The sequence below is a fragment of the Devosia marina genome (genome assembly GCF_009758415.1).
GTDB classification, from domain to species: Bacteria; Pseudomonadota; Alphaproteobacteria; order Rhizobiales; family Devosiaceae; genus Devosia; species Devosia marina.
Map to the genome: position 1 here is coordinate 475,997 of NZ_WQRF01000002.1, position 14,710 is coordinate 490,706.

The following is a 14,710-nucleotide window of genomic DNA, read 5'->3' on the forward strand; positions in this document are numbered from 1 at the left end:
GAAGCCGAATTAGTCAATCAGACCCTTCTCGACGAAGGAACCGCCTTCGACGGCCAGTTCGACGATGATGCCGTCAACGTCGCCAACTTCGTCGAAGTCCAGCGAACCGCCAGCACCTTCATAGTTGATGTCGGTACCGGCTGCGATCAGTTCCTTGGCCTTGGCCCATTCACCCGGACGGATGATTTCGCCCGGAGCCGAAGCCACGTCCCGCAGGGCGGCCGAGAGGCCGTCGCGCGAGGCCGAACCGTTCTTCTCAATGGCAAGAGCCATCAGGAAGGCGGCATCATAAGCCTGCGGGGCATAGGTGGCATTGGCCTGGAAGCTGTCGCTGGCAAAACCATTGTAGATATCGACCGATTCACCGCTCGGTGCACCGGCGCGGGTGGCGATCATGCCTTCGACGGCCGCAGCGTCAATGCCGTTGAGCAGGTCGTCGCCAACCATGCCGTCACCGCCGACATAGGTGGTGAAGTTGCCGCTCTCGACAGCCTGCCGCAGGATGGTGTTGCCCGAAGCATTTGCATAGGCCAGAACGACCAGGTTCTGGCTGGCCACCAGGTTGCCCAGCTCGGCGCGGTAGTCGGCCTTGCCTTCTTCATGGGCCAGGTTAGCAGCCACGGTGCCACCGCCAGCCTCATAGGCGGCGGCGAGCGCATCGGCAAAACCCTTGCCGTAGTCGTTGTTTACATAGGTGATGGCGACGTCGTTGATACCCTTGGCGAGCAGCAGGTTGGCCAGTTTTACGCCCTGTAGAGCGTCGGACGGCGTGGTGCGATAAACCAGGTCATTGTCTTCCAGCGTGGTCAGCGCCGGGGCCGAAGATGCCGGCGAGATGAAGACCACGTTGCCGCTCAGGCCCGAGCCGTTGAAGGCGCCAATGGTTTCGCCGGTGCACAGGGCACCCACCACACCAGTGACGTTGTCGGAATTGATCAGGCGGTCGGCGGCGGCAGCGGCAGCGGTGGCGTCACAGGCCCCGTCAGCCGAGAGGATGGCAAGCTCACCACCCAGAATGCCGCCCTGCTCATTGACCTGGTTCACCACCAGTTCGGCGCCGGCAAAGATCGGCGGGGTCAGGGATTCGATCGGGCCGGTGAAGCCGCCGATAAAACCGATGGTGGCGCCGCTGTCCTGGGCCAGGGCCGGAGCGGCGATGGTCAGGGTGGTGGCGGCGACCGCCAGGGTCAGGGTTTTCTTTAACATGGACGTCCCTCTGTTTGATGTTGCGCGCCGGGTGGCCTTGCTGGCCTCGCTTCTTGCGGCGCGTCAACGGTCAAGGGGGGCGCGTTGGGCGCCCCGCTGGTGGGGACTGTTGCACACTCTTGACCGCCATGTCACCGGGGTTTGCGCGCCAATTCCATGAGCCGTTGCGGTTGCTTAACGGGCCTCGCGCAGGCAAGACTGTCGTTCCGTCCGAAAGCGGTCGCCAGGAAGCCAGAATGCCCCATCTTTGCCGTGTCATCGCCATATTGGGTCTGGTGCTGATGGTGCAACCGGCCAGGGCACAGTTCGAGGTGCTCGATACTGCGCAGGATGCAGTGGGATCGGATGCTGCCGGCCAGGAGATGGTGGACGCGAACGCGCCGGTTCCGATCTGCGGCACCCGGCCGCTGTCGATTGCCCGGATGAGCTGGCCGTCCGCAGCGCTGCTGGCAGAAATTCACGCGCGCATCCTGGCCGCCGAATTCGATTGCGCGGTACGGGTCGTGCAGGGTGACCAGGCCGCCACGGCTTCTTCGATGAGCTCGATCGGTCAGCCACAGGTGGCCCCTGAGCTCTGGATCAACCGCATAGCCGATCTTTGGAATGGGGCCATGGAAGGCCAGATGGTCCGCAGTGCCGCGCCCAGTTTTACCTCCAGCCAGTTCGAGGGCTGGTACATGCCGGCAGCGCTGGCGGGAAGTTTCAGCGCGGCGCCCACCGCCGCAAGCCTGGCCGAAGCACTGCGACTGTTAAGCCCGGACGGGGCTGTGCGCTTCATTTCCTGTCCGCTCGACTGGGCCTGCTCGGTTATCAATCGCAATCTGGTTGCAGCGCATGGGCTGAGTGGTTTGGTCGAGATCGTGGAGCCGGCCAACCGGCTGGACATGGACCGGCTGATTGCCGAGGCGCTGAACCGGCGCGAACCGTTCCTGTTCTATTACTGGCAGCCCAATGCCATTCTTGCCCAGCTCGATTTCACCGCCATCGACATGGGCGCCTATGACGAGGCCGCCGCCCAGTGCCTCGCCGAGCGCGATTGCGCCGACCCCCAGCCATCGGCCTTTCCCAGCGATAGTGTGGTGATCGGGCTGGTCGAGCGCGTCTTTACCGAGACGCCCGAGATTGCCCGCTATTTCCAGCGGGCCAGCCTGCCGCTCGAAGAGATGAACGGCCTATTGGCCCAGCTCAATGCGCCCGGTGCCACCATAGAGGCGGTAGCCGACCGCTTCGTGGCAGAAAGAGGCGATTTGTGGCGCGCCTGGATAGACACATCCTTGTGAGGTGCCCGATCTGCTCGATATTTTTTAGACTTGCACCAGTTAACATTCTACATGTTTGCTTCTTTAGCAATCAAGAAGAGTGGCGGTTTGAGTTTCGTTTCCACGTTAGTTAGTCTATTTTGCAAGAATATCGGCCATAGAATTTCTGTTATTGTCCAAATAGCGGGTGATTTGACACACAATTCTGCCATGATTAAGGTTTGCCGCATTCCATAACTGCAGGAGCAGACCTGATGATTTTGAAATCCGGTGGCGTAGCCGCCGCGATCGCTGTTGCCTTTTTGTCCGCTGGTAGCCTTCCGGCCATCGCACAGGATGCCGATGCCGCCCAATGCGGAACTGATCGCACCATCGACATTGCCGAGATGTCCTGGCCCTCCGCCGCAGCCCTGGCGCATATCCATGCGACGATCCTGGAAGAAGGATATGGCTGTGACGTGGAGATCGTTGCCGGCGACACCGTGCCGACCTCATCGTCCATGATGACCCGGGGTACGCCCGCCGTGGCGCCCGAGCTCTGGACCAGCGCCATTGAACAGCCTTGGGCCGAGGCCATTGAAGAGGGCACCGTCGAGCAGCTCAGCCTCGCTATCACCGATGGCACTGTGGAAGGCTGGTTCATCCCGCAATATGTGGTGGATGAGCATCCCGAGCTGACCACGGCGGAAGCCGTGATCGCACGCCCGGACCTGTTCGCCGATCCAGAGGAGCCCAGCAAGGGGCGTCTCTATTCCTGCCCGCCAGGCTGGGCCTGCGAAATCTCCACCTCGGCCCTGTTCGAAGCTTTCGGCATGGATGAGACCTGGAACCTGTTCTCGCCCGGATCGGGCGGTGCACTCGATGCCTCTATCGCGCGTGCCTTCACCCGCGAAGAGCCAATCCTGTTCTACTATTGGGGCCCGACCTCGATCCTGGGCAAGTTCCCTGCCGTCCAGCTCGAAATCGGTGAAGCCAATCAGGATATCTATGCCTGCAATACCGATCCTGATTGTACCGAACCGCCGCAGGTGACGGCCTACCCGTCCAGCCCTGCCGTGATCGGTGCGGCGGCCTGGGTTTCCGAAGAAGCCCCGGTTGTGGCCGACTACTTTGCCAAGGCGGGTCTGACCAATGCGCAGATCTCCGAGCTGCTGGTCTATGGTGACGAAAACCAGGCTGACGCTGAAGAGACTGCCGAGAACTTCCTCAAGACCAAGCAGGACGTCTGGACCGAATGGGTCCCGGCCGAAGTTGCCGAGAAGGTGCTTGCAGCGATTGGCTAAGACCAGTCCCTGATTTCGCAAATAGCGGTCGGGCCTGATGGCCCGGCCGCTTTGTGCGTTCGATCCCCAAACCAACCCCTTGCTGGCTTCGGGATCGCACGTCGATACCGCTTCTCTTTGCAAGAAAGAGCAAAAATGTTTCCAGAAATAATCGATACCCGCCCCTGGCGCCGGGCCATTGACGACAGTCTCAACTGGGTGGTGCGCAATTGGGGCGATGAGTTCGAGGCGGCAGCCTATCCGCTGCTGATGCTGCTCAACTTCATTGAAGATGTGCTGATCGCCACGCCCTGGTGGCTGATCATGGCCATTCTGGTCGGCATTGCGTGGCTGGCCACACGGCGCTGGCAATTGCCGGTGATCGTGCTGGTTTCCCTGCTGTTCCTGGGCATCATGGAATTGTGGGAAGACGCCATGACCACCATGGCGCTGATGATCGCCGCTACGATCACGGCAATTATCTTCTCCATTCCGCTCGGCGTCTGGATGAGCCGCTCGGCACGCGTGCGCCAGGTGGTCACGCCGCTGCTTGACCTGATGCAGACCATGCCCAGCTTCGTCTATCTCATCCCCACGGTGATGATCTTCGGCCCGGGCAAGATTCCGGCACTGATCGCTACGATCGTCTATGCGGCGCCGCCCCTGGTACGCTTGACCGATCTGGGCCTGCGCTCGGTCGATCCGGCGGTGATGGAGGCCAGCCGCGCTTTTGGCACCACGCCGAGCCAACGCCTGTTCGGCGTGCAGATTCCGCTCTCGCTGCCCACCATCCTGGCCGGGGTTAACCAGACCACGATGATGGCGCTGGCCATGGTGGTGATTGCCTCCATGATCGGTGCAGGTGGCCTGGGCTATCAGGTGTTGCAGGGTATTGGCCGGCTCGAGGTCAGCCGCGGCCTGTTCGCCGGTCTCGGCATTGTGGTCCTGGCCATTGTCTTTGACCGTATCACCCAGTCCTTCGGCAAGCAGCTCCAGGCCAAGATCGGCCTGGCGGAGACCCGTTAAGATGAATGAAATCAAGCTAGACACGGATCTCGCCATTCGCATGCGCGGGGTCACCAAGATCTTCGGCGACGATCCGCAAAGCGCCTTGGAATTGCTCCGCGCGGGCAAGACCAAGACCGAGGTGCAGGCCGAAACCAATCACGTGGTGGGGCTGGACAATGTCTCGCTCGACATCGCGCGTGGCCAGATCTTCGTGGTCATGGGCCTGTCCGGCTCGGGCAAGTCGACCCTGATCCGCCACGTCAACCGGTTGATCGAGCCGACCGCAGGCGAGATCATCGTGGATGGCACCGATGTGCTCAAGATGAGCCTGGAAGAGCTTCGGGCCTATCGCCGCAATTCGGTGGCCATGGTGTTCCAAAAGTTCGGCCTGCTGCCGCATCGCTCGGTCATCGACAATGTCGCCTATGGCCTGGAAGTGCGCGGCGTGCCCAGGGCCGAGCGGCTGGAGAAGGCCGCCAAGTGGATCGATACGGTGGGGCTGTCGGGCTATGAGCAGAGCCGGCCCCGCCAGCTCTCGGGCGGGCAGCAGCAGCGCGTCGGCTTGGCCCGTGCGCTGGCGCTCGACACCGACATCATCCTGATGGACGAAGCCTTTTCCGCGCTCGATCCGTTGATCCGTTCGGGCATGCAGGACCAGTTGATCGAACTGCAGAAAACGCTGGGCAAGACCATCCTGTTCATCACCCACGACTTCGACGAAGCGCTCAAGATCGCCGACCGCATCGCCGTGCTCAAGGACGGCGCCGTGCAGCAGGAGGGCAAGCCGGAGGATATTGTGCTCAAGCCCGCCAATGAGCACATCGAGGAGTTCGTGCGCGAGGTGAACAAGGCCCGCGCCATCCATGTCCGCACCATCATGGAGCGGGGCGAATTCGAGGCTTGCGAATTCACCGTGCCCGAAACGGCGCGCTGCGAGGATGTGCTGCCCTATTTTGCCGAGCACCAATGGGTGGGGGTCACCAATGAGCAGGGCACCCAGATTGGTCGCGTCACGGCCAAGCGCGTCATTGGCGCCCTTGCCCGCTATACGCCCGGTGTCAACGAGGGCTGACGCGTCAACGATTCGTTAAGTGTGTTCCAAGGGGCGGTCCGCCATGTCATCGATCTGTCGCAGACGATGGCTAGCGTGCCGCCCCTTCTGGCTTCAATAAAGAATTATTGTCATAATTTCAGCTATTTAGCTTTTTTTCAGACTTGCTGAACAATTCTCGCCGCGGCCGCTTCTTCTCCCGATCAGGTCCTGCTGCATGCGAATTCGTCCTGCCTTTGCCAATGTCAATGATGCCTATCACAGGCTGCGCCTGGCCGTAGGGCTGGTGGCTGGCCTGTTGGTCGTGCTCAGCCTTGTTTGCTTGGTCTCCGGGACGGCATTGCCCTATCTGATCGGCGCCATGGCGGTGCTGTCCGCGGCCATTCCTCTGATCATGTCGGTCGCGCACCGGCTGATGCGTCGGCGCCTTGCCGAGGCGGAAAGTGCCATGACCGCGCAGATCGACATGGCCCATCGCGACGCGCTGACCGGTACCTTCACCCGGTCCTATTTTCTTGGCGAGCTCAATGCGCGGGCACACCATGGCTCGCTCGGGGCGCTGGGCTATCTGCAGATCGACATGGACAATCTCAAGGTGCTCAATGACAGCGCCGGGCATGGCGCGGGTGATGCCGCCCTCAAGGCGCTGGTGCGCGACATGCAGGCGCTGATGCCAGGCGCCATTATCGGGCGGCTGGGCGGCGACGAATTCGGGGTGCTGATCCCTGGCCATGACAACAAGCCGGCGCTGTGCCGGCTGGGCGAGCAATTGCTGCGTCAGCTTGGACAGCCGCATAATATCGACGGGCGCATGACCCGGCTGTCGGCCACCATCGGGGTGGCGCTGGCCCCGCTCGACAGCGACGATCCGACCGAGCTGATCGCCATTGCCGATCTGGCGCTCTACAAGGGCAAGCAGACCGGCCGGGGCTGCGTCGTGCCCTTTGATCCGGACATGTTGGGGGATGAGCGGCATCGCCGTTTTGTCGAACGCGAATTGCGCGCCGCCATATTGATGGACGAGTTGGAGCTGCACTATCAGCCCGTTCTCGACTGTCAGACACGCCAGGTGCGCTCCTATGAGGCGCTGGTGCGCTGGCGGCACCAGGTGCGCGGCACCATTGCGCCGGGTCAGTTCATCGACGTGGCCGAACAGAGCAATCTGATCGACCGGCTGGGCGAATGGGTGCTGCGGCGGGCCTGCGCCGACCAGCGCCGCCTGGCCCATCCCGTGGCCATCAATGTCTCGCCCAAGCAATTGCGCCGCAGCGAATTTGCCGAGGCGTTTGCCGATATCCTGGTGGAGACAGGTACGTCCGTGACCGATATCATTGTCGAGATCACCGAGAATGCGCCGCTGATCGCGGGAAGCGTGGAAATGGAAACCCTGGCCGATTTGCGGGCCATGGGAGTGCGCATTGCCATTGATGATTTCGGCGCGGGCCATGCGAGCCTGCATTATCTGCGCGATTTCACCTTCGATATCATCAAGATCGACCGTGCCTATGTGTCCGAGTTCACCTCCAATCCGGTCAGTGCCATGATCGTGTCGGCAGTGTGCGATATTGCCCGCAGCCTCTCGCTGCAGGTGGTGGCCGAGGGCATAGAGACCGAAGAACAGGCGCAGGCGCTGACGGCCGCCGGCTGCACAGGCCTGCAGGGCTTCCATCTGGGCCGGCCGCAGCCGCTGACGCTCGACAAGGTGATCTGCGCTGCCTGAGGGGAAATCTGACAGGCTTGTGACAGCTTTGCGCCCGTGCCAGTTGCGTCACCGGTGGCCGCGTGGCTATAACGGGCCGTCGCAGCCTCTGGCTTATGGGAGTATCGAGCCTTGGAATTGAAGCGGATCAACGATCACGTCAGCGTCTCGGGTCAAATCCAGCCGGAAGACGTGAAAACGCTCAAGGATCTCGGCTTTACCGCCATCGTCAACAATCGCCCCGATGGAGAAGCGCCCGACCAGCCGGCCGGCGCCGAAATCGAGGCGGCTGCCAAGACAGCGGGGCTGGCCTATCATGCCATTCCGCTGGGCCGCGACGGCGTGAACCCGGAAATGGTTGCCCAGACCAAGGCCGTGCTTGAGGGGAGCGACGGCAAGGTGTTCTGTTTCTGCCGTTCGGGAACGCGCTCGACCACGTTGTGGGCGCTGAGCCAGGCCGGGGATGCTCCGGCCAGCCAGATCATCGCCCAGGCAGCAGAGGCCGGATATGACATGAGCCATCTGGCCGGGTATCTCGGCCAGAACTGATATTGAACATTTCTGCGGCGGTCGGGCGGACCACCGTCCTCCTTCCGTTGCAGTGCTGAGCCGGGCCTGAAAACAGGTCCTTTGCCCCTCCTGCTCGGAACGGACATCCATGCCCATCAAGAAAATTCTCGTCGCCAATCGCAGCGAAATCGCCATCCGCGTCTTCCGCGCGGCCAATGAACTGGGTCTGAAGACCGTCGCCGCCTATGCCGAAGAAGACAAGCTGGCGCTGCACCGCTTCAAGGCCGACGAGGCCTATCTCATCGGCAAGGGCAAGGGTCCGGTCGAAGCCTATCTGCAGATCGAGGAATATATCCGCATAGCCCGCATTTCGGGCGCCGATGCCATCCATCCCGGCTATGGCCTGCTTTCGGAAAGCCCGGAATTCGTCGACGCATGCGAGGATGCCGGCATCATCTTTATCGGCCCGCGGTCCCAGACCATGCGCGATCTGGGCAACAAGGTTGCCGCTCGCAATATGGCGATCAAGGCCAACGTGCCGGTGGTGCCGGCCACCGAGGCTCTGCCCGACGACATGGAGGCGGTGCGCAAGATGGCCGCCGAAATCGGCTATCCGCTGATGCTCAAGGCCAGCTGGGGCGGTGGCGGTCGCGGCATGCGCCGGATCATGGACGAAAGCACCCTGATCTCGGAAGTGTCCGAGGGCAAGCGCGAGGCCAAGGCCGCGTTCGGCAAGGACGAGATGTATCTCGAAAAGCTGATCGAGCGCGCCCGCCATGTGGAGGTGCAGCTGATCGGCGATGATCACGGTAATCTGGTGCATCTGTTTGAACGCGACTGCTCGGTGCAGCGGCGCAACCAGAAAGTGGTCGAGCGTGCTCCCGCGCCCTATCTTTCCGAGGATGTGCGCAAAAGCCTTACCGATGCCGCCGTGCGTCTTGGCCAGGCCGCCAATTACCGCGGCGCGGGCACGGTCGAATTCCTCATGGATGCCGATACCGATGAATTCTACTTCATCGAGGTCAATCCGCGAATTCAGGTGGAGCATACCGTCACCGAAGAAGTAACCGGCATCGACATCGTCAAGGCGCAGATCCACCTGCTCGATGGCGCCGTCATCGGCACCCCGGAATCGGGCGTGCCTTTGCAGGAAGACATCAAGCTCAACGGCAACGCCATTCAGTGCCGGGTCACCACCGAAGATCCTGAACAGAACTTCATTCCCGATTATGGCCGCATCACCGCCTATCGCGGCGCCACCGGCTTTGGCGTGCGGCTTGATGGTGGTACGGCCTATTCGGGCGCGGTGATCACCCGCTATTATGATCCGCTCCTGGAAAAGGTCACCTGCTGGGCGCCCAGCGCCGAGGAAGCCATCGCCCGCATGCATCGCGCCCTGCGCGAGTTCCGCATTCGCGGCGTCGCCACCAATCTGGCGTTCCTCGAAAACATCATCACCCATGCCGATTTTGTCGAGAACCGCTACACCACGCGCTTCATCGACACGACGCCGGACCTGTTCAATTTCAAGCCGCGCAAGGACCGGGCGACCAAGCTCTTGAGCTACATTGCCGATGTGACGGTCAATGGCCATCCCGAAGTGCGCGACCGGCCGCGTCCGCCCGAGGATGCGGCGGCGCCCATCGTGCCCGAATTTCCGGCCCTGTCGGTCACCGAAGGCAGCCGCCAGGTGCTGGACCGTGATGGCCCGAAAGGTCTGGCGAAGTGGATGAAGGACCAGAAGCGGGTCCTGTTCACCGACACCACCATGCGCGATGCGCATCAGTCGCTATTGGCAACCCGCATGCGGTCCTTCGACATCACCCGGATTGCCCAAGCCTATTCGCGGGGCCTGCCAAATCTGTTCAGCCTTGAATGCTGGGGTGGCGCAACGTTCGATGTGTCCATGCGCTTCCTCAATGAGGATCCTTGGGAACGGCTGCGGCAGGTGCGTGAAGGCGCGCCCAATATCCTGACGCAGATGCTGCTGCGCGGCTCGAACGGGGTGGGCTACACCAATTATCCCGACAATGTCGTCAAATTCTTCGTCAAGCAGGCGGCCGAAGGCGGCGTCGACATCTTCCGCGTCTTTGACTGCCTCAACTGGGTCGAGAACATGCGCGTCTCGATGGACGCGGTGATCGAGGCCAACAAGGTCTGCGAGGGCGTGGTCTGCTATACCGGCGACATGCTGGACCCGGAACGGTCCAAATATGACCTCAAATATTACGTGGCGCTCGCCAAGGAACTCGAAGCAGCCGGCGCGCATGTGCTGGGTCTCAAGGACATGGCCGGGCTGATGAAACCGGCGGCCGCACACAAGCTGATTGCGACGCTCAAGGAAGAGGTCGGACTGCCGATTCATCTGCACACCCACGACACGTCGGGCGCTGCGGCGGCGACGGTTCTGGCAGCGGTGGATGCCGGCGTCGATGCGGTGGATGCGGCGATGGATGCTCTTTCGGGCACCACCAGCCAGCCGACGCTGGGGTCGCTGGTCGCGGCCACGGCCGATACCGATCGCGATCCTGGGCTTGACGCCAAGGCGATCCGGCAGATCTCGTTCTATTGGGAAGCCGTGCGCACCCAGTACCGGGCCTTCGAGAGCGATCTCAAGGGCGGCGCCTCGGAAGTCTATCTGCACGAAATGCCGGGCGGCCAGTTCACCAATCTCAAGGAACAGGCGCGCTCGCTGGGTCTGGAAACCCGCTGGCACGAGGTCGCCCAGACCTATGCCGACGTCAACCAGATGTTCGGCGACATCGTCAAGGTGACGCCAAGCTCCAAGGTGGTGGGCGACATGGCACTGGCCATGGTTTCGGCCGGCATCACCCGCGCCGATGTGGAAAATCCGGACAAGGACATCGCCTTTCCCGACAGCGTGGTCGGTTTCTTTGCCGGCGATCTGGGCCAGCCGCCGGGCGGTTTCCCGGAAAAGCTGCAAAAGAAGGTGCTCAAGGGCAAGACGGCGCTGACCGAGCGGCCCGGCTCCTATTTGAAGGATGTTGATCTCGAAGCCGAGCGCAACAAGATCGCCGAGGAGGTCGGGCATCCGGTCGATGACTATCGGCTGGCCTCATATCTGATGTACCCCAAGGTCTATTCGGATTTCGAAAAGACCCAGGAGATGTACGGTCCGACCGAAGTGCTGCCGACCCCGGTCTATTTCTACGGATTGCAGGAAGGCGACGAACTGCTGGTCGATATCGAAAAGGGCAAGACGCTGGTCATCACCTACCAGGGCCGCGCCCCGACCAATGAAAAGGGCGAGGTGCGCTGCTTCTTTGACCTGAACGGCCAGCCGCGCACCATTACCGTGCCGGATCGCCTCAAGGCCGGCGATGTCGTGGTCCGGGCCAAGGCAGCGGCGGGCGATCCCAAACAGGTGGGCGCGCCCATGCCCGGCGTGATTTCCACGCTGGCCGTCAAGCAGGGCCAGGCGGTCAAGGCCGGCGACGTGCTCTGCTCGATCGAGGCCATGAAGATGGAAACCGCCATCCACGCGGAAACCGATGGCACCGTGGCCGAACTCTTGATCAAGCCCGGCGATCAGATCGACGCCAAGGATTTGTTGGTCCGGTTGGAGTAAATCAAAAAAAGGCCCGGAGCGATCAGGGCCTTTTTATTGCTTCAGGCCGCTTGCGGCCCCTGACCGGGCGGTGGTGGAAGCGCATTCGCCACATTGATCACCGCAAGCCGCCGGACCTCGCCATCCAGGCCGATCCAGGCCATGACATGCCCTGGCCTGGTGCCGATCAGTGCCGCACCATGCTCGGACGTGACAGAGAGGCGATAGCCGTCTGCATGTGTCTCGCGTTCCGGCATTACCAGTTTGGCCATGCGCTCTGGCCCAGGCACGGGCCGGTAGCGTATTATGCTGCCGATGCGTACCACGTCAGGCGGCAGGGTAGCGTCAGGCACGGTCCTGGCGCGATCCAGCTCGTAGAGCAGGAAGTCGGTATTGTCGCCGCGCTCGCCCAGATCGGTCAGGGCGACAACAATCAGTCGCTTGTGCTCGGCTTCGCCGATCACGATCTCGGGCGAAGCCGTCCAATCAGCCAAAGTTATCGTCGTCATGGCTTGCCTTTCCGCGATGCGGTCGCCCGGCGGTCAAAACATGCGAACAGATGCTCGGGCGGGCCCGGCGGCAGGTCGTAGGAGCGCTGGCACCAGGGACATCGGCGTGCCGCCCGCGGGCGCGGGCCGGCGCATGAGCTGCAATAGCGCAGGGTTTGCATGGCTATTACTCCCCATCAATTCAGCGGGGCGCTGGCAAAGGTCCGCAGCACAAGCGCGCGATCATCGAGCGTCAACAGGCGCACGGTCATCGTCTCGGTCTTGATCGGTGTCTGGTGTGGCAGGCTGTAGCTCAGCTCGGGCAGATGAGCGTCGGCCCACTCCCGGAACCGGCGCAGCTTGTTACCACCGCTAACGGGTAGGGTCACAGAATACTTGAATGTCATGTCAGTCGCCTCAGCACGTGCACACAATATCCATGCGCAGAACGCATGGAGCGAGCAGGTCAGGAAATTGGGAGATGAAGTGTCCGTCCTGGTGTCGCGCTTGCCTCAAGGCAGGTCGCAACACCAGGCCATCAGCCTGCTTGCGTGAGGCGTGTCAAAAACCGGCTTGAATTTGCTGGACTGGCGTACATGGCGGTCATCATGCCGATATCCGGAGTAAAGTCAAACTGGCTGGATTGCGGTTGCTTCCGTTCAGCAGCAGTCTTGGCCACCTTGGCCGAACTGCACATCACGCCCGGCGATCAGATCTACGCCGAGGAGTTGCCGGTGCGGTTCAGGTGGCTGAAAGGGGCCCGGAGCGATCCGGGCTTTTTTGCATTATTTGAGGCGCACGCTGATCGTGCCATCGCTTTCAAGGATCAGGAATTCCACGTCGCTGATGTCATTGCCCCCATTGGCCCGAACGGCGGACAGGACTTCGTGATGGGTGATGCGTTCGCGCTTCATAGCGTCCTCCAGCGCGCGACCATCCTTTGCCAACAAGGCTGGTTCGCTTCTAACCAGGCTGGCGAAACGCTGGGAGCGTACGGAGAGAAAAGTCACAAGATACTGTGCCGCTATCAGAAGCGCCAAGGCAACGAGCCCCTCGGCAAGGGCAATGGATTCCTGGAGCAGGATCGCCGACAAGGTGGAGCCCAGGGCAACTGTAACGACCAGGTCGAACGCATTGAGCTTTGCCAGGGTACGCTTGCCTGAAATACGCAGGAAAAGCACCAGGGCCACATAGGCTAGCGCGCCCACTATGAGTGTGCGCACCAGCCCTTGCGGGTTTTGATAAAACATCTCCTGCCAATTCATGTCAGCGCAACGCGGAACTGGCGTTATGGTTCGCGGATAAGGGGGCTAGACCCGACGCGCCGTGCCATCCACGGTCGGACGATCCTTGCCCGCATAGGCCTTGGCCGGAACGGGCAGGCGGGAGACGATCCAGCTCACCATCAGCGGCACCAGGATAATGTCATCCACCCAGCCGAGCAGGGGGATGAAGTCGGGCAGGATGTCGAGCGGGTTCACCAGATAAAAGGCGACGAACAGCGTCGCGGCCTTGAGGTGAAATGGCGTTTCCGGCGCCCAGAAGGCTTTCCAGAGCTGCGCGACTTCCTTGCGGAACAGAACGAGGCGGGTGAGGAGCATGGTCATCATGCTTGATAGATGGGGTGGCGTTGATCGCGTTCAAGATCGGCGCGATCACAACTGAGGCAGTGCGATAACCGGCCATCCTTCCGCATCAAACCCGATCGGCGTCAGCGCCAGTTTGGGCACGCCGCCATGATCGCGGTCATACCAGTGATAGGCCAGCCAGGGCGCGCCATTGCGCAGCAAGACTTCCTGTCCGCCTGGCCCCCGAATGCGCCCCTCGGAGCTGAGCAGTTCGGTGCCGCCGCCTTCGAGCATGGGCGTGCCGCTCCGGTCGCGATAGGGCCCGGTGATCATGTTGGCCCGGCCCACCATGATGCGATAGGTCGATGCCGTGCCGGCGCAGCATTTGTCGAAGGAGACAAACAGATAGAACTGCCCGTCCCGTTCGAGAATGGCGGGAGCTTCGATGGCGCCGCCGCCACGCGAGGCCAGTGGTTGTCGTTCCGCGCCGGGCAAAGCCAGGCCGGTCGCCGGATCCAGTTCGATCATCCCAATGCCGTCCCAGAACGAGCCGAAGGCGAGCCATGCCTTGCCGCCGCTATCGATGCGGAATGGGTCGATGGCGTTGAAATCTTCGGTTCGATGCGATCGGAGGACCATGCCTTGATCGATCCAGCCTTCGGTCGGGTCAGAAGCGTCGAGTGCTTCATTGGTCATCAGGCCGATGGCGCTGTCATTGCGGCCAAAGCTTGAGGCGGCATAATAGAGATAATGAGTGCCATCCTTCTCGAAGATGGAAGGGGCCCAGAGATTGGGCGGCGTCAGGCCCAGTTCGGAGCTGACCCAATCGGGCATGCCGCCGGGGACGGCGCCAGCTTCCTGCCAGTCAAGACCATCGGGCGAGATCTTGGTGCGGATCTGCCCGCCATCGGGGGCCCGTTCGACCCCGGTGGCGAAGGAGACCAGCCCATCCTCAAGCACGGCGATGCTGGGATCGTGAATGGCGACATTGCCGGTCAGCGGCGCTGCCGATGCGGGCTGCGCCGTGGCGGCCAGCAGGAGGAGCCCCAGGGGCAGCATTGTGGGCAGCGTCTTGGGCTTTGGCATCGATC

General features: G+C 62.0%; 13 protein-coding genes. 7 read left to right on the forward strand and 6 right to left on the reverse strand.

From position 1 onward, the window contains the following. Nucleotides 1–9 precede the first annotated feature (9 nt). The gene (locus GO014_RS10155) at nt 10–1,206 is read right to left on the reverse strand and encodes an ABC transporter substrate-binding protein (protein ID WP_116587345.1); all 1,197 of its coding nucleotides are present in this window, start codon (nt 1,204–1,206) and stop codon (nt 10–12) included. Nucleotides 1,207–1,442: 236 nt separating this feature from the next. Between GO014_RS10155 and GO014_RS10160 the strand changes: the two genes are divergently transcribed. From GO014_RS10160 to pyc, 7 genes are all read left to right on the forward strand, one after another. Next, nucleotides 1,443–2,486: a glycine betaine ABC transporter substrate-binding protein gene (locus GO014_RS10160; protein WP_157290219.1), complete on the forward strand. Its 1,044-nt coding sequence runs from the start codon at nt 1,443–1,445 to the stop codon at nt 2,484–2,486. 233 nt (nt 2,487–2,719) lie between these two features. Beyond that, nucleotides 2,720–3,748, forward strand: a complete 1,029-nt coding sequence (locus tag GO014_RS10165) for an ABC transporter substrate-binding protein (RefSeq protein ID WP_157290220.1) — start codon at nt 2,720–2,722, stop codon at nt 3,746–3,748. 135 nt (nt 3,749–3,883) lie between these two features. Beyond that, nucleotides 3,884–4,753, forward strand: coding sequence for an ABC transporter permease (locus GO014_RS10170; protein WP_157290221.1), 870 nt, complete (start codon nt 3,884–3,886; stop codon nt 4,751–4,753). 1 nt (nt 4,754) lies between these two features. Beyond that, a complete protein-coding gene (locus GO014_RS10175) occupies nt 4,755–5,807 on the forward strand; it encodes a quaternary amine ABC transporter ATP-binding protein (RefSeq protein WP_116587342.1) in 1,053 nt (350 codons plus the stop codon). A 196-nt stretch (nt 5,808–6,003) separates the two neighbouring features. After that, complete coding sequence (locus tag GO014_RS10180; protein WP_157290222.1) at nt 6,004–7,506, forward strand: putative bifunctional diguanylate cyclase/phosphodiesterase; 1,503 nt, start codon at nt 6,004–6,006, stop codon at nt 7,504–7,506. Between the two features lie 111 nt (nt 7,507–7,617). Beyond that, a complete protein-coding gene (locus GO014_RS10185; RefSeq protein WP_157290223.1) occupies nt 7,618–8,034 on the forward strand; it encodes a protein tyrosine phosphatase family protein in 417 nt (138 codons plus the stop codon). Between the two features lie 109 nt (nt 8,035–8,143). Next, nucleotides 8,144–11,584 (forward strand): pyruvate carboxylase, encoded by a 3,441-nt coding sequence (gene pyc, locus GO014_RS10190; RefSeq protein WP_157290224.1) that lies wholly within the window; start codon nt 8,144–8,146, stop codon nt 11,582–11,584. A gap of 41 nt (nt 11,585–11,625) precedes the next feature. Here pyc and GO014_RS10195 read toward each other — a convergent pair whose 3' ends face one another. From GO014_RS10195 to GO014_RS10215, 5 genes are all read right to left on the reverse strand, one after another. Continuing rightward, nucleotides 11,626–12,072 (reverse strand): GreA/GreB family elongation factor, encoded by a 447-nt coding sequence (locus tag GO014_RS10195; protein WP_157290225.1) that lies wholly within the window; start codon nt 12,070–12,072, stop codon nt 11,626–11,628. Between the two features lie 176 nt (nt 12,073–12,248). Beyond that, a complete protein-coding gene (locus GO014_RS10200) occupies nt 12,249–12,458 on the reverse strand; it encodes a hypothetical protein (RefSeq protein ID WP_157290226.1) in 210 nt (69 codons plus the stop codon). 378 nt (nt 12,459–12,836) lie between these two features. Beyond that, nucleotides 12,837–13,301, reverse strand: coding sequence for a DUF421 domain-containing protein (locus tag GO014_RS10205; RefSeq protein WP_246204539.1), 465 nt, complete (start codon nt 13,299–13,301; stop codon nt 12,837–12,839). A gap of 60 nt (nt 13,302–13,361) precedes the next feature. Further along, nucleotides 13,362–13,652, reverse strand: a complete 291-nt coding sequence (locus GO014_RS10210) for a YkvA family protein (protein ID WP_157290228.1) — start codon at nt 13,650–13,652, stop codon at nt 13,362–13,364. A 54-nt stretch (nt 13,653–13,706) separates the two neighbouring features. Continuing rightward, nucleotides 13,707–14,705 carry an arabinan endo-1,5-alpha-L-arabinosidase gene (locus GO014_RS10215; RefSeq protein WP_210252439.1) on the reverse strand — a complete coding sequence of 333 codons (999 nt, stop codon included), beginning with the start codon at nt 14,703–14,705 and terminating at the stop codon, nt 13,707–13,709. Nucleotides 14,706–14,710: the final 5 nt, after the last annotated feature.

Coding starts and splice junctions, on each gene's coding strand:
- GO014_RS10155 (WP_116587345.1), bottom strand. CDS start 1,206: ATGTTAAAGAAAACCCTGACCCTGGCGGTCGCCGCCACCACCCTGACC.
- GO014_RS10160 (WP_157290219.1), top strand. CDS start 1,443: ATGCCCCATCTTTGCCGTGTCATCGCCATATTGGGTCTGGTGCTGATG.
- GO014_RS10165 (WP_157290220.1), top strand. CDS start 2,720: ATGATTTTGAAATCCGGTGGCGTAGCCGCCGCGATCGCTGTTGCCTTT.
- GO014_RS10170 (WP_157290221.1), top strand. CDS start 3,884: ATGTTTCCAGAAATAATCGATACCCGCCCCTGGCGCCGGGCCATTGAC.
- GO014_RS10175 (WP_116587342.1), top strand. CDS start 4,755: ATGAATGAAATCAAGCTAGACACGGATCTCGCCATTCGCATGCGCGGG.
- GO014_RS10180 (WP_157290222.1), top strand. CDS start 6,004: ATGCGAATTCGTCCTGCCTTTGCCAATGTCAATGATGCCTATCACAGG.
- pyc (WP_157290224.1), top strand. CDS start 8,144: ATGCCCATCAAGAAAATTCTCGTCGCCAATCGCAGCGAAATCGCCATC.
- GO014_RS10195 (WP_157290225.1), bottom strand. CDS start 12,072: ATGACGACGATAACTTTGGCTGATTGGACGGCTTCGCCCGAGATCGTG.
- GO014_RS10200 (WP_157290226.1), bottom strand. CDS start 12,458: ATGACATTCAAGTATTCTGTGACCCTACCCGTTAGCGGTGGTAACAAG.
- GO014_RS10205 (WP_246204539.1), bottom strand. CDS start 13,301: ATGTTTTATCAAAACCCGCAAGGGCTGGTGCGCACACTCATAGTGGGC.
- GO014_RS10210 (WP_157290228.1), bottom strand. CDS start 13,652: ATGCTCCTCACCCGCCTCGTTCTGTTCCGCAAGGAAGTCGCGCAGCTC.
- GO014_RS10215 (WP_210252439.1), bottom strand. CDS start 14,705: ATGCCAAAGCCCAAGACGCTGCCCACAATGCTGCCCCTGGGGCTCCTC.